At 64.7% G+C, this 17,603-nt stretch carries 13 protein-coding genes; 9 read left to right on the top strand and 4 right to left on the bottom strand.

Annotated features, from left to right (window positions below; genetic code table 11):
• Positions 1-771: 771 nt before the first annotated feature.
• Positions 772-3,651, top strand: coding sequence for a valine--tRNA ligase (locus HHL14_RS02335; RefSeq protein ID WP_169495957.1), 2,880 nt, complete (start codon positions 772-774; stop codon positions 3,649-3,651).
• 66 nt (positions 3,652-3,717) lie between these two features.
• A complete protein-coding gene (gene galU, locus HHL14_RS02330; protein ID WP_169495956.1) occupies positions 3,718-4,599 on the top strand; it encodes a UTP--glucose-1-phosphate uridylyltransferase GalU in 882 nt (293 codons plus the stop codon).
• A 144-nt stretch (positions 4,600-4,743) separates the two neighbouring features.
• Here the strand turns inward: galU and HHL14_RS02325 are convergent, their stop codons facing one another.
• The 4 genes from HHL14_RS02325 to HHL14_RS02310 form a co-directional block, all read right to left on the bottom strand.
• Positions 4,744-4,971, bottom strand: coding sequence for a sulfurtransferase TusA family protein (locus HHL14_RS02325; RefSeq protein ID WP_075301700.1), 228 nt, complete (start codon positions 4,969-4,971; stop codon positions 4,744-4,746).
• A gap of 110 nt (positions 4,972-5,081) precedes the next feature.
• Positions 5,082-6,113, bottom strand: coding sequence for a Gfo/Idh/MocA family oxidoreductase (locus tag HHL14_RS02320; RefSeq protein ID WP_169496288.1), 1,032 nt, complete (start codon positions 6,111-6,113; stop codon positions 5,082-5,084).
• Positions 6,113-7,129: an inositol 2-dehydrogenase gene (gene iolG, locus HHL14_RS02315; protein ID WP_169495955.1), complete on the bottom strand. Its 1,017-nt coding sequence runs from the start codon at positions 7,127-7,129 to the stop codon at positions 6,113-6,115. Before iolG ends, HHL14_RS02320 begins: the two co-directional genes overlap by 1 nt.
• The gene (locus HHL14_RS02310) at positions 7,122-8,006 is read right to left on the bottom strand and encodes a MurR/RpiR family transcriptional regulator (RefSeq protein ID WP_169495954.1); all 885 of its coding nucleotides are present in this window, start codon (positions 8,004-8,006) and stop codon (positions 7,122-7,124) included. The genes iolG and HHL14_RS02310 overlap by 8 nt, the downstream gene beginning before the upstream one ends.
• A gap of 309 nt (positions 8,007-8,315) precedes the next feature.
• On the opposite strand from HHL14_RS02310, the gene HHL14_RS02305 reads away from it, so the two are divergent.
• From HHL14_RS02305 to iolB, 7 genes are all read left to right on the top strand, one after another.
• Positions 8,316-9,362 (top strand): sugar ABC transporter substrate-binding protein, encoded by a 1,047-nt coding sequence (locus tag HHL14_RS02305; protein ID WP_169495953.1) that lies wholly within the window; start codon positions 8,316-8,318, stop codon positions 9,360-9,362.
• Between the two features lie 322 nt (positions 9,363-9,684).
• Positions 9,685-10,863, top strand: coding sequence for an ABC transporter permease (locus tag HHL14_RS02300; RefSeq protein ID WP_169495952.1), 1,179 nt, complete (start codon positions 9,685-9,687; stop codon positions 10,861-10,863).
• A gap of 13 nt (positions 10,864-10,876) precedes the next feature.
• On the top strand, positions 10,877-11,695 hold the full coding sequence (locus HHL14_RS02295) for an ATP-binding cassette domain-containing protein (protein WP_169495951.1): 819 nt from the start codon (positions 10,877-10,879) through the stop codon (positions 11,693-11,695).
• 16 nt (positions 11,696-11,711) lie between these two features.
• The gene (locus HHL14_RS02290; RefSeq protein WP_169495950.1) at positions 11,712-13,736 is read left to right on the top strand and encodes a bifunctional 5-dehydro-2-deoxygluconokinase/5-dehydro-2-deoxyphosphogluconate aldolase; all 2,025 of its coding nucleotides are present in this window, start codon (positions 11,712-11,714) and stop codon (positions 13,734-13,736) included.
• Positions 13,733-15,754, top strand: coding sequence for a 3D-(3,5/4)-trihydroxycyclohexane-1,2-dione acylhydrolase (decyclizing) (gene iolD, locus HHL14_RS02285; protein ID WP_169495949.1), 2,022 nt, complete (start codon positions 13,733-13,735; stop codon positions 15,752-15,754). Before HHL14_RS02290 ends, iolD begins: the two co-directional genes overlap by 4 nt.
• A 10-nt stretch (positions 15,755-15,764) precedes the next feature.
• Positions 15,765-16,682 (top strand): myo-inosose-2 dehydratase, encoded by a 918-nt coding sequence (gene iolE / locus HHL14_RS02280; RefSeq protein WP_169495948.1) that lies wholly within the window; start codon positions 15,765-15,767, stop codon positions 16,680-16,682.
• Between the two features lie 86 nt (positions 16,683-16,768).
• Complete coding sequence (gene iolB, locus HHL14_RS02275; RefSeq protein ID WP_169495947.1) at positions 16,769-17,569, top strand: 5-deoxy-glucuronate isomerase; 801 nt, start codon at positions 16,769-16,771, stop codon at positions 17,567-17,569.
• Positions 17,570-17,603 lie beyond the last annotated feature (34 nt).

The raw sequence follows: 17,603 nt of genomic DNA, 5'->3' as shown, positions 1-17,603 counted from the left end.
TGTTCTGGCTTGGTTGGCCTTTCCTTGCAGTGTTATTGGTCTATTAGCGTTGCCCCTGTGCGGGGCGGCACCTACTTTCTTTGCCTGCTGCAAAGAAAGTAGGCAAAGAAAGCAGCTTCACACCGCAAGCTCTTAAGTGGGTCCCCTGGCTTGGAGGGAGTAGTGGTGCATCTGGAATCTGTGCCCTCGCACATTCGACGGTAGTGACAAAGCCGTCATGCTTCCCACTGCGCACTGCGTGCGTCGTGGACGGGTCTGCCTGGGAAACCAGTGGGGTTGGTTGCTCTGTGGGGGCCGTCGGCTGCGCCTCGGCCAGCCGCCCCGGAGACCGGTGGTGAGATCAAGGCCGTGCGTAGTGACACACCAAAACAACCAATCGGTTAAGCCGGGCTTGCTCCTGGCGACATGCCGAAACGACCGATGGTTGGTGACCGGGGCTTCGGCGCGCGTAGCGTCGCCGGAAGGATGACTGCCTTGTCACGAACGGGGAGTGTGCGAGGTGACAGATTCCAGATGCACCACTACCGGTGGTTGACCGGGGTGCCCGCTTAAGAATTAGCGGTGTGAAGCTGCTTTCTTTGCCTACTTTCTTTGCAGCAAGCAAAGAAAGTAGGTGCCGCCCCGCACAGGGGCAACGCTAATAGACCGATAACACAACAAGGAAAGGCCAACCAAGCCAGAACGACAAGAAAAGCGCCGAACGGCGAAAAACCTCCTCCAGCTATAATCAACCATTCTCCGAATCCAAAAAACCGGCTTTTAACCAGAAACATGAGCGACACCCCGAGCGACCCGACCTCGACGCTTGCAAAAAGCTTCGAACCCCACACCATCGAAGCCCATTGGGGCCCTGAATGGGAAAAGCGCGCGTACGCCGCGCCCTCCTTCGACGCCAACCGTAAGGATTTCTCGATCCAGTTGCCGCCGCCGAACGTCACCGGCACGCTGCACATGGGCCACGCGTTCAACCAGACCATCATGGACGGTCTCACCCGCTATCACCGCATGCTCGGCGAGAACACGCTGTGGGTGCCGGGCACCGACCACGCGGGTATCGCCACGCAGATCGTCGTCGAACGGCAACTCGATGCGCAGGGCGTGTCTCGCCATGACCTCGGCCGCGAGAAGTTCGTCGAACGCGTGTGGGAATGGAAGCAGCAGTCGGGCTCGACCATCACGAATCAGGTGCGCCGTCTCGGCGCGTCGATCGACTGGTCGCGCGAATACTTCACGATGGACGACAAGATGTCGGCCGCCGTGCGCGACGTGTTCGTACGCCTGTATGAACAGGGCCTGATCTATCGCGGCAAGCGTCTCGTCAACTGGGACCCGGTGCTGCTCACCGCGGTGTCCGACCTCGAAGTGGTCAGCGAGGAAGAAAACGGCCACCTGTGGCACATCCAGTATCCGCTCACCGACGGCTCGGGTCATCTGACCGTCGCCACCACGCGTCCGGAAACCATGCTCGGCGACACCGCCGTGATGGTCCACCCGGAAGACGAGCGCTACGCCCACCTGATCGGCAAGACCGTCACGCTGCCGCTGTCGAACCGCGAAGTGCCCGTCATCGCCGACGACTACGTCGACCGCGAGTTCGGCACCGGCGTCGTCAAGGTCACGCCCGCGCACGATTTCAACGACTACCAGGTCGGCCTGCGCCACAAGCTGCCGCAAATCGAAATCCTCACGCTCGACGCGAAGATCAACGACAACGCGCCCGAAAAATACCGCGGTCTCGACCGTTTCGAAGCCCGCAAGCAGGTCGTCGCCGATCTCGAAGCGCTCGGCGTGCTCGAATCGGTGAAGCCGCACAAGCTGATGGTGCCGCGCGGCGACCGCACCGGGGTCGTCATCGAGCCGATGCTGACCGACCAGTGGTTCGTCGCGATGAGCAAGCCGGCACCGGAGGGCACGTTCAATCCGGGTAAATCGATCGCCGAAACCGCGCTCGACGTGGTCCGCAACGGCCAGATCAGGTTCGTGCCGGAAAACTGGACCACCACGTACTACCAGTGGCTCGAAAACATCCAGGACTGGTGTATCTCGCGCCAGCTGTGGTGGGGTCATCAGATTCCGGCGTGGTACGGCGAAAACGGCGAAGTGTTCGTCGCGAAGAACGAAGAAGACGCGCGCGCGAAGGCCGCCGCGGCCGGCTACACCGGCTCGCTGAAGCGCGACGACGACGTGCTCGACACGTGGTTCTCGTCGGCGCTGGTGCCGTTCTCGTCGCTCGGCTGGCCGAACGAAACGGAAGATCTGAAGCACTTCATGCCGTCGTCGGTGCTGGTCACCGGCTTCGACATCATCTTCTTCTGGGTCGCGCGCATGGTCATGATGACCACGCACTTCACCGGCAAGGTGCCGTTCGACACGGTCTACGTGCACGGCCTCGTGCGCGACGCCGAAGGCCAGAAGATGTCGAAGAGCAAGGGCAACACGCTCGACCCGATCGATATCGTCGACGGCATCGACCTCGACGCGCTGGTCGCGAAGCGCACCACCGGCCTGATGAACCCGAAGCAGGCCGCGTCGATCGAGAAGAAGACCCGCAAGGAATTCCCGGACGGCATCCCCGCCTTCGGCACCGACGCGCTGCGCTTCACGATGGCGTCGATGGCCACGCTCGGGCGCAACATCAACTTCGACCTCGCGCGCTGCGAGGGCTATCGCAACTTCTGCAACAAGCTGTGGAACGCCACGCGCTTCGTGCTGATGAACTGCGAAGGCCAGGACTGCGGCTTCGGTCAGCCGTCGCAATGCGGCGAATGCGGCCCGGACGGCCATCTGCATTTCTCGCCGGCGGACCGCTGGATCGTGTCGCAACTGCAGCGCGTCGAAGCGGACGTCGCCAAGGGTTTTGCCGACTATCGCTTCGACAATGTGGCCAACGCCATATACAAGTTCGTCTGGGACGAATATTGTGACTGGTATCTCGAGCTCGCCAAGGTTCAGATCCAGACGGGTCAGCCGAACCAGCAGCGCGCGACGCGCCGTACACTGCTGCGCGTGCTCGAGACGGTGCTGCGCCTCGCGCATCCGGTGATCCCGTTCATCACCGAAGCGCTGTGGCAGAAAGTGGCGCCGCTCGCCGGACGCTATCCCGAAGGCAAAATCGATGGCGAAGCGTCCATCATGGTGCAGCCGTACCCCATCGCGGAGCCGTCGAAGCTCGACGAAGCAGCCGAACAGTGGGCGGCCGACCTCAAGGCGGTGATCGACGCATGCCGGAATCTGCGCGGCGAGATGAACCTGTCGCCCGCGGTCAAGGTGCCTTTGCTGGCCACCGGCAACGCGGAGCGCCTGCGCACTTTCGCACCTTACGCTCAGGCGCTGGCGCGTTTGTCCGAAGTGCAGATCATCGCCGACGAAGCGGCACTCGACGCGCAGGCGGATGGCGCGCCGATTGCTATCGTAGGGAGCGACAAGCTCGTCTTGAAGGTCGAAATCGACGTGGCGGTCGAACGCGAACGCCTGTCGAAAGAGATCGCGCGCCTCACCAACGAAATCGCCAAATGCAACGGCAAGCTGCAAAATGAAAGCTTCGTCGCGAAGGCGCCGCCGGTGGTCGTGGAACAGGAACAGAAACGGCTCGCCGATTTCGAAGCCACCGTCGGCAAGCTGAAAGCCCAACTGGCTCGCTTGCCGGTCTGATCGACGTGTCTTGCCCGCCCCTCACCGGCGGGCAAGGACTTAAACCAGAGGACTCAGGGTAATCACATGCTTAAAGTTACGAAGGCGGTATTTCCGGTAGCCGGTCTTGGCACCCGGTTCCTCCCGGCCACGAAGGCGAGCCCGAAAGAAATGCTGCCGATCGTCGACAAGCCGCTGATTCAGTACGCGGTGGAAGAGGCGATGGCGGCCGGCATCACCGAAATGATCTTCGTGACGGGCCGCAGCAAGCGCGCGATCGAAGACCATTTCGACAAATCCTATGAGATCGAAGCTGAACTCGAGGCACGCGGCAAAGCCAAGCTGCTCGAACTGGTGCGCAGCATCAAGCCGAGCCACGTCGATTGCTTCTACGTCCGTCAGGCCGAAGCGCTCGGTCTCGGCCACGCGGTGCTGTGCGCGGAAAAGCTGGTGGGCGACAACCCGTTCGCGGTGATCCTCGCGGACGACTTGCTGTACGGCAAGCCGCCCGTGATGACGCAGATGATCGAGGTGTTCGATCACTATCACAGCTCGGTGATCGGCGTCGAAGAGATTCCACCGGAAGACACCAAGTCGTACGGGATCGTCGACGGCAAGGAATGGGAAGACTCGATCATCAAGATGTCGGGCATCGTCGAGAAGCCGGAACCGAGCGTGGCGCCGTCGAACCTTGGCGTGGTGGGCCGCTACGTGCTCAAGCCGCGCATCTTCGATCATCTGCGCTCGATCAAGCCGGGCGCGGGCGGTGAACTGCAGCTGACGGACGCGATCCAGTCGCTGCTCGCCGACGAACAGGTGCTCGCGTACAAGTACCACGGCACGCGTTTCGACTGCGGCAGCAAGCTCGGCTATCTGAAGGCGACGGTCGAGTTCGCGCTGCGTCACCCGGAAGTGGCCGCCGATTTCGACGAATATCTGCGCACCCGCTCGCCGGTTCTCGAAGGCTGACGGTTCAGCACAGCACGGCGGCCAACGGGCCGCCCGCAGGCTGGAACGAAGAAGGCGCTGTCCCCTCACGGGAACAGCGCCTTCTTTTTACATGACGCGGATTTTTTTACCGAATACCAGTGGGGCCGCTCAGGGCAGGACCGCTCAACGGCGCCGCATCAGGAACGTGAACACCTTGTCTTGCGCCGAGCTTTCGACGATCTCGTTGCCGGTCTGCTTCGCGAACGCGGCGAAATCGCGCTGCGAGCCGGGATCGGTGGCGAGCACCTTGAGAATCTGGCCGCTTTCCATGTCGGCGAGCGCCTTCTTGGCGCGCAGGATGGGCAGCGGGCACATGAGCCCGCGCGCATCGACTTCCTTGTGAATCTGAATTTGCATCGACGATGACCTTCGGGACGAGGCGTCGCTGACGACGCCGGACTGAGGGCCAAATTCTACAGCAGGCGCGCTATTGCCGCCGGCGCGTGCAGCGGCGCACGCCACTACAACACCACCGCCTGCCCGCTGTGCAGCGACTCGCGCAACGCGACACCAATGCGCGTCGCTTCGAGCGCATCGGCGAGACCCGCGCCAGTCTGCTCCGCCCCACCCTGCACCGCCGCGACGAACGCGCGAGCTTCGTGCAAGAACGCGTCCTCGAAACGGTCGAAAAAGTTCGGCGTGCATTCGTTGCGGATGCCGGTCGAATCGTAGATCTCGACGCGATTCGCACGCGGATTGCGGCCGATCGTCAGGCCGCCCGCCGTACCGATGACTTCGCTGTGCGAATCGTTGCCGTGCGCCTGCGTGCGCGACGCGTAGAACATCGCGAGCCGGCCGCCTTCGAACTCGCAGATCGCGACGCCATTGTCGACGTCGCCGAATTCGCGCAGGCCATCGTGCAGCGCGACCGCGCCCGCCGCGAACACGCGCGTCGCGCGCGGCTTGCCGAGCAGCCACCGGGCCACGTCGATGTCGTGCACGGTGCAGTCGAGAAAGATGCCGCCCGAGGTCGCCGCGAAGCGCACGAAGAAGCCGTCGTTGTCGTTCTGATCGGTGGTCTGCGAGCGCACGAGAAACGGCCGGCCGATCTGGCCGGCCGCGATCCTGTCGAACGCGTCCTTGTAGCTCGGATCGAAGCGCCGCATGAAGCCGATCGTCGCCTGCAAGTGCGGATAGCGCGCCGCTTCGGCCAGCACGCGCTCGCACTCGGCGACGTCGAGCGATAACGGCTTTTCGCAGAACACATGCTTGCCCGCGCGCAACGCGTCGACGATCTGCTGCGCGTGCAGCGACGACGGCGTGACGAGCCACACCGCGTCGACCTGCGGATCGGCGAGCAACGCCGCGTAATCGGCATAAAGACGCGGCTCGGGCAGCGCGTCGCGCGCCCACGCACGTTCGTCCTCCAGCGGACTGCACGCGGCAACGAGGGCCGCGCCCGGTACGCGATACGCAAGATTCTCCGCATGCCGTTTGCCGAGCCGCCCGAGCCCGACCACGCCGACGCGCACCAGCCTGGCAGCGGGCTTCATCACGAGGCCTCGCCGAGCTGGATCGCGCGGCCTTCGCGCCACGAGCGCGTCGCGGCTTCCGCGAGTTCGAGCGCTTTCAGGCCGTCGGCGACGGTCGTGCGTACCGGCTTGCCGTGCGTGACCGCGTCGAAGAAATGCGCGATTTCAAGCGCGTACGCCGCGCGATAACGTTCGAGAAAAAACGCCTCGGGCACGTCGGTCGAGACTGCCGTCGTCGAGTACGCAGTGACCTCCGTCGGCCGCACGTTGCCCGCCTGCAGCATGCCGGTGCTGCCGAGCACTTCGAAACGCTGGTCGTAACCGTACGCGGCGCGCCGCGCGGTGTTGATCTGGCACAGCCGGCCGCGCTTCGTGCGGATCGTCACCGCGGTCGAATCGATGTCGCCCGCGTCGGCGATCGCCGGATCGGACAGGCAACTGCCGGTGGCGTGCAGCGTGTCGGCTTCGTCGTCGAGAATCCAGCGGAAGATGTCGAAGTCGTGAATCAGCATGTCCTTGAAGATGCCGCCCGAGTGCCGGATGTACTCGACCGGCGGCGCGCCCGGATCGCGGCTCGTCACGACCAGCATTTCCGGCGTGCCGATTTCTCCCGCGTCGATACGCGCCTTCAGCGCCGAGAAGGTCGGATCGAAGCGGCGCTGAAAGCCGATCATGCAAACCACGCCCGCGCGCTCCACCGCCTCCGCGCACACGCGTGCACGCTCCAGCGTCAGATCGACCGGCTTCTCGCAGAAAACATGCTTCTTTTGCGCGGCCGACTTCACGATCAGGTCCGCATGCGTGTCGGTGCTCGAACAGATCACGGTCGCACCGATCGACGCATCGCCGATCGCGCCGTCGATATCCGCGACCTGCGCGCCATGCTGCGCGGCGAGCGCCGCGGCCGCCTCGCGATTCACGTCGACCACGTATTTGAGCCGTACGCCCGGCTGCCGCGCGAGATTCGCCGCATGGATCTTGCCGATGCGCCCCGCGCCGAATACGGCGACGTCGATCGTGTTTGCCGCGTCAGTCATCGTAGCCTCCGGTGTCGTTGGATTCCTCAACGTTCAGTTCGAGCTTGTACGCGAGCGCGATGAACAACGCCTGGCACAGGCAGATCGTGCTGGTCAGCGAGCGGAACGCGAACGCGCTGCCTTCCTTCACATAGAGTTGCGTGCTCGCGTAGCGCGCGAGCGGCGATAGTTGGCTATCCGTAATAACCAGCGTCTTCGCCTGATGATGATGCGCGACGCGCAGACAGTACTGCGTCTCCTTGCCGTACGGCGCGAAGCTGATCGCGATCACCACGTCGCCCTTGCGCACGCTGCGGATCTGCTCGCGATACATACCGCCGAAACCGGACACCAGATGCACGCGCTTATGCGTGTGCTGCAATGCATAGACGATATAGCTCGCCACGGGAAACGAGCGCCGCACGCCGATCACGTAGATGTTGTCGGCCTGTTGCAGCATCTTCACGGCGGCGTCGAACTGTTTGTCGTCGAGGCCCGCCGCGAGTTCTTCAAGGCCGCCGCGCGACGCGTCGATGAACTCGCGCGCGACCGCGCCGCCCGACAAATTACCGGGCTTCTCGTCGATCAGCTTGCGGATGCGCTGCTGATAGCTCGGCGACGACACGCCCTGCCCCGTATACGCCTGACGAAACACCGCCTGCAGATCGGAGAAGCCGGAAAAGCCGAAGCGCTGCGCAAAGCGCACGACCGCCGACGGATGCACGCCGCAGCTCGCGGCGATGTCGCTCGTGCGGTCCATCATCACGCTCGAACGGTGCTGCTCGATATACGTCGCGACGCTCTTCAACTGCCGCGGCAGCGACTCGTAGTTATCCGCGATGCGCTGCATCAATTCGTCGACGCCCGGCATCGCTTCTTCGGTGATCTGTTCCGCCATGACTGCCTCTCGGGTGTTCCTGCAATGCGGCAGACGCACACGGCTCACCGCCACACACGTCCGACGCTGCCGATTATAGGCAGCGCATCCACCAAATGGAACGTATTTTCCATTTTTATTTGACGTGAAATTTTCTTTGCAAGGCCTCGGAAGATGACCTACTCTTGGTCGTGAGCGATGGTGTCGCGGCGGCTTCGCGCCGCGCGAAAATCCGCACGCCGGCGGCTACGATCGGCCCCGAAACCGGGCCCGCGCCCCCACCACCCGCTCTCCTCGATAACGAACGACAGACCGAGAAAGGTGGAGACAATGAGACTTTGCAGAGGCAAGGCTACGCTCAGGATTCTGGTGACGGCGTTGACGTTGGCGACGGGATTCGGCGCGGCCACCGCCGCCCGCGCGGCCGACGCCCACTTCGTGCTGATCAGCCACGCGCCGGATTCGGATTCGTGGTGGAACACGATCAAGAACGCGATCAAGCAGGCCGACGAGGACTTCAACGTTCAGACCGACTACCGCAATCCGCCGAACGGCGACATCGCCGACATGGCGCGCCTCGTCGAACAGGCGGCGGCACGCAACTACGACGGCGTGATCGTGTCGATCGCCGATTTCGACGTGCTGAAGAGTTCGATCTCCAAGGTCACCGAGAAGCACATCCCGCTCGTCACGATCAATTCGGGCACCGAAGAGCAAAGCGCGAAGCTCGGCGCGATCATGCACGTCGGCCAGCCCGAATTCGCGGCCGGCAAGGCGGCCGGCGAAAAGGCCAAAGCGGCCGGCATCAAGTCGTTCCTGTGCGTGAATCACTACGCGACCAACCCGGCTTCGTTCGAACGCTGCCGGGGTTTCGCGGAGGCGATCGGCGCCGACTTCAAGACCTCGACGCTCGACGCGGGTCAGGACCCGACCGGCGTGCAATCGAAAGTCAGCGCGTTCCTGCGCAATCACCCGAACACCCAGGCGGTGCTGACGCTCGGGCCGCTCTCGGCCGATCCGACCTTGAAGGCACTGCAACAGATGGGCCTCGCGGGCAAGATCTGGTTCGCGACGTTCGACTTCGATAGCGACATCGCGAAGGGCATCCAGGACGGCACGATCCAGTTCGCGATCGACCAGCAGCCGTATCTGCAGGGCTATATCCCGGTCGCCGTGCTCGCGATCGCGAAGAAGAACCACACCACCGATCCGGTCAAGATCCGCGAAGTGCTGCAGGCGAATCCGAAGTTCAAGGAGCGGCTCGCGACCTACGGACTCGCGCCATCGTACGGGCCGCGCAATATCGGCTCGGGTCCGGGTTTCATCACGAAGGACAACGTCGACAAGGTGCTGAAGTACGCGGGGCAGTATCGCTAGACGGATGAGCCGGCGCCGCACGACGGCGGCGCCAACGATCGCGGCACGTGTGCGACGAAGAGCTGCGGACGGCAACGAATAGCAAGCGTTGCCACGCATGACAGGCTCTGAACGGCCTGGCTCCCTGACTGCGCACGCGTCGCCGCTCCGCTCTGCCCCGCACTGCACTGCTTCGCTTTGTGATGCCAGCGCGAACGCCGCCCTCGCGAGGCCGTTCGCACACCGCTTGCACGTCCACTTTTTACGTGCCGCCTTCACCTGCATCAACGCCCAAGCGCACTGCGTCGACCCGCAGTCCGACGGCGTCTCAAGGAGAGCTGCAATGGGTGTCGCCGACCTCTTCCATCCTTCGCACCGCAAGCCGCCCCCGCCCGACCCGCAGGACCCGTCGGCACAGGCTGCGACGCCCGTCGCGTCGGACGAGCGCGTGCGCCGCGAATCGTGGTTCCGCCACCTGCTCGGGCGCCCGGAATTCGCCGCGCTGGCCGGCACCGTGATGGTGTTCCTCGTATTCGGCATCGCGGCCGGCAACTCGGGGATGTTCAACCTCGACGGCATCATGAACTGGTCGCAGGTCGCCGCCTATCTCGGCCTGATCTCGGTCGGCGCGTGCATGCTGATGATCGCCGGCGAGTTCGATCTGTCGATCGGCTCGATGATCGGTTTCGCCGGCATGATGGTCGCGCTGCCGAGCATGTACTTCCACTGGCCGATCTGGCTCGCGATCCTGTTCGCGTTCGTCGGCTCGATGCTGCTCGGTGCGCTCAACGGCTATCTCGTGATGCGCACGCGACTGCCGTCGTTCATCGTCACGCTCGCGTTCCTGTTCATCCTGCGCGGTCTCACGCTCGCGCTGTCGGTGAAATTCGCCGATCGCACGATCATCTCCGGCGTCGGCGACGTCGCGCGTCAGGACTGGTTCGCGCACACGTTCTTCCAGGGCGTCGCGTTCAGAGGCGTGTTCGTCTGGCTCGGTCATCTCGGCCTCGTGAAGATGCTCGACAACGGCACGCCGCTCGTGCCGGGCATTCCGAAAGTGCTGCTGTGGTGGCTCGCGCTCGCGGTGGTCTGCGCGTTCACGCTCGCGAAGACCCGCTTCGGCAACTGGATCTTCGCGGTCGGCGGCGATGCGAACGCGGCCAAGAACGTCGGCGTGCCCGTGCGGCGCGTGAAGATTTCGCTCTTCGTGCTGACCGCGTTCTGCTCGTGCCTGTATGCGGTGCTACAAGTTTGCGATATCGGCTCGGCCGCGGCCGATCGCGGTTTGCAGGCGGAATTCGAAGCGATCATCGCCGCCGTGATCGGCGGCACGCTGCTCACCGGCGGCTACGGTTCGGTAGTCGGTGCGTGCTTCGGCGCGCTGATCTTCGGCGTCGTGCAGATCGGCATCACCTACACCAATGTCGATTCCGACTGGTTCCGCGTGTTCCTCGGCGTGATGCTGCTGTTCGCCGTGCTGTTCAACCACTACGTGCGCGGCCGCGTCGCGGCGTCGCGTTAGGAGGACGTTCACGATGAGCACTCCGACGAGCCCCTCTGAACCAGGCGCGGACGACACCATCCTCGCGCTCGAAAACGTCAGCCGCTATTTCGGCAACATCATCGCGCTGAACGACATCACGCTGCGGCTCAAACGCGGCGAAGTGCATTGCCTGCTCGGCGACAACGGCGCCGGCAAATCGACGCTGATCAAGACGCTCGCGGGCGTCTATCAGCCGAGCGCCGGCATCTATCGAGTGGACGGCCAGCCGGTGCGCTTCACTTCGCCGAGAGACGCGCTCGATCTCGGCATCGCGACCGTCTATCAGGATCTCGCGCTGGTGCCGCTGCTGTCGGTCGCGCGCAATTTCTTCATGGGCCGCGAGCCGCAGAAAAAACTGTTCGGTTTCCTAAACGTGATGGACCTCGACACCTGCGCGAGCACCGCGCGCGACAAGCTCGCCGAAATGGGCATCAATGTGCGCGACCCGCATCAGCCGATCGGCACGATGTCAGGCGGCGAACGTCAATGTCTGGCGATCGCCCGCGCGATTCATTTCGGCGCGCGCGTGCTGATTCTCGACGAACCGACCGCCGCGCTCGGCGTCAAGCAGAGCTTCAACGTGCTGAAGCTGATTCATAAGGCGCGCGCCAAGGGCATCTCGGTGATCTTCATCACGCACAACGTGCACCACGCGTACCCGATCGGCGATTCGTTCACGCTACTCAATCGCGGCCGCTCGCTCGGCACCTTCACGAAAGAGACGATCAGCAAGGACGAAGTGCTCGACATGATGGCCGGCGGCGCCGAGATGCAGAAGATGATCGGCGAACTCGAAGGCGCGACGATCTGACTACTCAGGACTCTCCATGGCTCAATCCAGCACCTCCAGCAGCGCGGCACCGGTCAGCCGCTTCGCGCCGGGCCGCGTGCGCGACATCGTCTGCCTCGGCCGGCTCGCCGTCGATCTGTACGCGCAGCAGGTCGGCGCGCGGCTCGAAGACGTGTCGAGCTTCGCGAAGTATCTGGGTGGATCGTCGGCGAACATCGCGTTCGGCTGCGCGCGCCTCGGGCTCGACGCGGCGATGCTCGCGCGTGTCGGCGACGATCACATGGGACGCTTCCTGACCGAAACGCTCGCGCAGGAAGGCTGCGACGTGAGCCACGTGCGCATCGACCGCGAACGGCTGACCGCGCTCGTGCTGCTGGGTCTGAAGGACCGCGATACGTTCCCGCTGATCTTCTATCGCGAGAACTGCGCCGACATGGCGATCGACGAAGCCGATTTCGACGAAGCTTTTATTGCTTCCTCGAAAGCATTGCTGATTACCGGCACGCATTTCTCGACCGAGCAGGTGAACCGCGCGAGCCGCCGCGCGCTCGACTACGCGCGTCGCAACGACGTGCGCACCGTGCTCGACATCGACTATCGGCCGGTGCTGTGGGGCCTCACCGGCAAGGCCGATGGCGAAACGCGCTTTATTGCCAGCGAAGGCGTCACCGCGCATTTGCAGCGGATCCTGCCGCTGTTCGATCTGGTGATCGGCACCGAGGAAGAATTTCGTATCGCCGGCGGCAAGAGCGAACTGATCGACGCGCTCACGGCGGTGCGCGCGGTGACGCCCGCCACGCTCGTGCTCAAGCGCGGGCCGCTCGGCTGTCAGATTATCGACGGCAAAGTGCCGGCCTCGCTCGACGACGTGCCGGTCCAGGGCGGCGTCGAAGTCGAGGTCCTGAACGTGCTTGGCGCAGGCGATGCGTTCGCTTCAGGCTTCCTGTCCGGCTGGCTTCGCGATCGACCGCTCGATGCCTGTGCGCGCGCCGCGAATGCGAGCGGCGCGCTGGTCGTGTCGCGGCACGGCTGCGCCCCGGCGATGCCGACGCCGGCCGAACTCGACTACTTCCTGCGCGAAGCCCAGCGCGATCCGCAGCGTATGCGTAGGCCAGATCGCGACGCGCAGCTTGCGCGGCTGCATCGCGTATCGCCGGCGCGCAAGCCGTGGCCCGAAGTGCTCGGCTTCGCGTTCGACCATCGCAATCCGTTCTTCGAACTCGCGCAGCAGACCGGCACGGATGAGGCGCGCATCGCCTGTTTGAAGGGCTTATTTGTCGAGGCGGTCGCGCAGACCGAACGCGATTTGAACCTGCAAGGACGCATCGGTGTCCTGATCGACGACCGCTACGGTCAGGACGCGTTGAATGCCGCGACCAGCCGCGGCTGGTGGATCGGCCGTCCGGTCGAATTGCCTGGCTCGGTGCCGCTGGTGTTCGATCATGGCCGCTCGATCGGCACTACGCTGACAGCTTGGCCGCGCGAGCACATCGCGAAGTGTCTCGTGCAGTTCCATCCGGACGAACCGATCGAGCAGCGCCTCGAACAGGAAGCGCAATTGCGCGCGCTCTACGACGCGACGCAGGCGAGCGGCCACGAACTGCTGTTCGAGGTGATTCCGCCGAAGCATGCGTCGTTGCCGCAAGGACCGGACATCGTGTATCGCGCGCTGAAGCGTCTGTACAACCTCGGCCTCTACCCCGAGTGGTGGAAGCTCGAACCGATGGACGCCGCGCAATGGCAGGCGATCGACGCGCTGATCGCCGAGCGCGATCCGTATTGCCGCGGGGTCGTGCTGCTCGGCTTGTCGGCCGGCGTCGAGCAATTGAGCGACGGCTTTCGCGCGGCCGCGCAGTCGGCCACGTGCCGCGGCTTCACGGTCGGCCGCACGATCTTTCACGAGCCGGGCCATGCGTGGCTCGCCGGCGAGATCGGCCACGACGAACTGATCGCGCGTGTACGTCATACGTTCGAAACGCTGATCGCCGCGTGGCGAGCCGCACGCGGTCCCCAGGCGCCGCACGGCACGTCGCCGCGTGTTCACCAGGAGCAGGCCGCATGAACGAGCGCAGCAGGCACGACGACATCTCATCCGCGAGCGGCGCCACGCCCGCGTCAACGCAAGCGCAACCGGACGCACATACGCACGCGCAGCCGCGCAGCGGCGGCACGATTCGCCTGACGATGGCCCAGGCGCTGGTGCGCTATCTGGCCGCGCAGCGCGTCGCGAGCGAAGACGGCCACGGCGTCGAACCGCTGTTCGGCGGCGTATTCGCGATCTTCGGTCACGGCAACGTCGCGGGTATCGGCGAGGCGTTGTACCAGCATCGCGACACACTGCCGACCCTGCGCGCGCACAACGAACAGGCGATGGCCCATAGTGCGATCGCGTATGCGAAGGCGCACTTCCGCCGCCGCATGATGGCCGTGACGACGTCGATCGGACCCGGCGCGACCAACCTGCTGACCGCCGCCGCGCTCGCCCACGTGAACCGTTTGCCGGTGTTGCTGCTGCCCGGCGATATCTTCGTCTCGCGCGCGCCCGATCCGGTGTTGCAGCAGCTCGAAGACTTCAGCGACGGCGGCGTATCCGCGAACGATGCGTTCAAGCCGCTCTCGCGTTACTTCGACCGTATCGTGCATCCGGCGCAATTGCTCAGTGCGTTGCCGCGCGCTATCCATGTGCTGACCGATGCCGCGTCGTGCGGACCGGTCACGCTCGCGTTGCCGCAGGACGTGCAGGCGCAGGCATGGGATTTCCCGGCGGACTTCTTCACACCGCGAGTCGTGCGCTTTCACGCACCCGCACCGCGCAGCGACGACATCGATGCCGCCTGCGCGCGCTTGCGGCAAGCGCAGCGCCCGCTGATCGTCGCCGGTGGCGGCGTGCTGTACAGCCGCGCGGCCGACGCGCTGCAGCGTTTCGCCCACGCGCATGGCGTGCCGGTTACGGAGACCCAGGCCGGCAAAAGCGCGCTCGCATGGAACGATCCGCTGAACGCGGGCGCGCTCGGCGTGACCGGCTCGTCGGCCGCGAACGCGCTCGCGCACGACGCCGACTGCGTGCTCGCGATCGGCACGCGCCTGCAGGACTTCACGACCGGCTCGAATACGCTGTTCACGCAGGCCGACGTGATCGCGCTCAACGCGAACGCGTTCGACGCGCTCAAGCATCGCGGCTTCGTCGTTCAGGCCGATGCGAAGCTCGCGCTCGATGCGCTCGCCGGACCGCTGCAAGGCTGGCATGCCGAACGTGCATGGACCGCGCGCGCACAAAAGCTCTCGGCCGGCTGGCGCGACACCGTCAGCACGCTCACGCATGCGCCGCAGCGCGACGGCGTGCTGCCGTACGAAGGCGACGTGATCGGCGCGGTGCAGCGCTCGCATCCACACTCCGCGAGCGACGACATCGTCGTGTGCGCGGCCGGCACGCTGCCCGCCGAGCTGCACAAGCTGTGGCGCGCGGGCCGGCCCGGCGCCTATCACGTCGAATACGGCTACTCGTGCATGGGCTACGAAATCGCCGGCGGTCTCGGCGTGAAGCTCGCGCGCCCCGACCGCGAGGTGATCGTGATACTCGGCGACGGCAGCTATCTGATGATGAACAGCGAGATCGCGAGTTCGGTGATGCTCGGCGCGAAGCTGATCGTCGTGGTGCTCGACAATCGCGGCTTCGGCTGCATCAATCGCCTGCAGCAGGCATGCGGTGGCGCGCCGTTCAACAACCTGCTCGACGACTGCGCGCACGGTCCGCAAGGTGTGCCGCGCATCGACTTCGCCGCGCATGCGCGCGCGCTCGGCGCGCAGGCCGAGCATGCGCACAATCTCGCCGAACTCGAAGCGGCGCTGCAACGCGCCCGCGCGGCCGAACGCACCTACGTGATCAGCATCGACACCGATCCCGCGCGCACCACCGAAGACGGCGGTTGGTGGTGGGAAGTCGCGGTGCCCGAAGTGTCGACACGCCCCGAAGTGCGCGACGCCCACGCGAAATACGCGGCGCAGCTCGCCGCGCGCGCCGAGGCGCCGACGCCCGCTGCTGCCGCGCCCGCTCCCGCATCAGGCGATCACCACGAATGAGGGCTCACCCATGAGTGCTTTCGACGTACGCATCGGCATTAATCCGCTGTCGTGGATGAACGACGATTTGCCGTCGCTCGGCGGCGAGACACCGCTCGACGTCGCGCTGACCGAAGGCCGCCAGATCGGCTATCAGGGCTTCGAGCTCGGCAACAAGTTTCCGCGCGAGCCGCAAGCGCTGAAGACGCTCTTCGCGCAATACGATCTCGCGCTGGTGTCCGGCTGGTACTCGGGACAATTGGCCCGACGCGGCGTCGCGGAAGAAATCGCCGCGGTCGGCCCGCACCTCGACCTGCTCGCGCAGAACGGCGCCACGGTGATGGTGTATGGCGAAGTCGCCGATTCGATCCAGGGCGCGGCGCGGCCACTCTATCAACGGCCGCGTTTTTTCGGCGACGCGCAATGGGCCGCGTACGCGGCGCGCGTCGACGAATTCGCCCGCTACACGTTGTCTCGCGGCCTGCGGCTCGCGTATCACCATCACATGGGCGCGTACGTCGAAACGCCCGCCGACGTCGATCAGCTGATGGCGCGCACGAGCGACGCGGTCGGCCTGCTATTCGACGCCGGGCACATCACGTTCGCGGGCGGCGATCCGCTGGCCGTGCTCGACCGGCACATCGCGCGCGTCTGTCATGTGCATTGCAAGGACGTGCGGCCCGCGGTGACGAAGCTCGCGCGCAATCGCAACTGGAGTTTTCTCGACGCGGTGATCGCCGGCGCGTTCACGGTGCCGGGCGATGGCGCGGTGGATTTTGCGGGGATCATCGGACGGCTCAAGCGGCATGGTTATTGCGGCTGGCTGGTGGTCGAGGCAGAACAGGACCCGGTGGTCGCGCCGTCGTTCGAGTACGCGCAGAAGGGGTACCGAACGTTGCGCTCGCTCGTCGATGCGCCGGTCGGGATACCGGAGGATACTGTGCAATAAACGGTGCAACACATGGTGCAATAAGCGCTGCAACACACGAGGCAATACTCACTGCAATAAGCCGCTTGCATGGGACAGGAGGGACTATGAGTCTATTGGTGAAGGCACAGCGCGAGAGCCAGACGATCGCGCGCGTGACGCCGGAGTCGGCCAACTGGCATTACGTCGGATTCGCCGCGTACCGGCTCGGCCCGAACGAAGTCGTGCACGTGTTCGAGCCGGGGCGCGAGGTGTGCATTGTCGTGCTGAGCGGCGCCGTCGATATCGACACGCCGAACACGACGTGGACGTCGCTCGGTTCGCGCGACAGCGTGTTCGAGGATGCGGCGCCGTACGCGGTCTATCTGCCGCCGAACCGGCGCGCGACGATACGTGCGTGCCGCGATGCCGAGATCGGCGTGGCCAGCGCGCCGGCTCGCGGCGTTTATCCGGGGCGGCTGATCGAACCCGCGTCGATGAAACGCTCGACGCGCGGCAAATCGCTGAATACGCGCTACGTCTGCGATATTCTTCCGCAGACCGAGCCGGCCGAAGCGCTGCTGGTGGTCGAAGTGAAAACACCGGGCGGTCATGCGTCGAGCTATCCGCCGCACAAGCACGACACCGACAACATCCCGCACGAAAGCTCGCTCGAGGAAACCTATTATCACCGGCTCGATCCGCCGCAAGGTTTCGCGTTCCAGCGCGTGTACACCGATTCGCGCGATATCGACGAATCGATGGCGGTCGAGGATCACGACGTCGTGATGGTGCCGCGCGGCTATCATCCGGTCGTCGTGCCGTACGGGTACGACTCGTATTATCTGAACGTGATGGCGGGCAGCCAGCGGCTCTGGCATTTCAATAACGACCCGGCGCACGAATGGATCATTAATAAGGATGCTTAACGATGATCTGCATCACGTGATGCACACCTGAATA

The sequence above is a fragment of the Paraburkholderia antibiotica genome (assembly GCF_012927125.1).
Taxonomy (GTDB): Bacteria; Pseudomonadota; Gammaproteobacteria; order Burkholderiales; family Burkholderiaceae; genus Paraburkholderia; species Paraburkholderia antibiotica.
Note: the sequence above shows the minus strand (reverse complement) of the source record. Positions and strands in the feature narration are given on the sequence as shown.

Bases quoted from the DNA above. Each gene is read 5' to 3' on its own strand.
- iolD (WP_169495949.1), top strand. From the start codon at position 13,733: ATGAACGAGCGCAGCAGGCACGACGACATCTCATCCGCGAGCGGCGCC.
- HHL14_RS02310 (WP_169495954.1), bottom strand. From the start codon at position 8,006: ATGGCGGAACAGATCACCGAAGAAGCGATGCCGGGCGTCGACGAATTG.
- iolE (WP_169495948.1), top strand. From the start codon at position 15,765: ATGAGTGCTTTCGACGTACGCATCGGCATTAATCCGCTGTCGTGGATG.
- galU (WP_169495956.1), top strand. From the start codon at position 3,718: ATGCTTAAAGTTACGAAGGCGGTATTTCCGGTAGCCGGTCTTGGCACC.
- iolG (WP_169495955.1), bottom strand. From the start codon at position 7,129: ATGACTGACGCGGCAAACACGATCGACGTCGCCGTATTCGGCGCGGGG.
- HHL14_RS02320 (WP_169496288.1), bottom strand. From the start codon at position 6,113: ATGAAGCCCGCTGCCAGGCTGGTGCGCGTCGGCGTGGTCGGGCTCGGG.
- HHL14_RS02335 (WP_169495957.1), top strand. From the start codon at position 772: ATGAGCGACACCCCGAGCGACCCGACCTCGACGCTTGCAAAAAGCTTC.
- HHL14_RS02290 (WP_169495950.1), top strand. From the start codon at position 11,712: ATGGCTCAATCCAGCACCTCCAGCAGCGCGGCACCGGTCAGCCGCTTC.
- HHL14_RS02300 (WP_169495952.1), top strand. From the start codon at position 9,685: ATGGGTGTCGCCGACCTCTTCCATCCTTCGCACCGCAAGCCGCCCCCG.
- HHL14_RS02295 (WP_169495951.1), top strand. From the start codon at position 10,877: ATGAGCACTCCGACGAGCCCCTCTGAACCAGGCGCGGACGACACCATC.
- HHL14_RS02305 (WP_169495953.1), top strand. From the start codon at position 8,316: ATGAGACTTTGCAGAGGCAAGGCTACGCTCAGGATTCTGGTGACGGCG.
- iolB (WP_169495947.1), top strand. From the start codon at position 16,769: ATGAGTCTATTGGTGAAGGCACAGCGCGAGAGCCAGACGATCGCGCGC.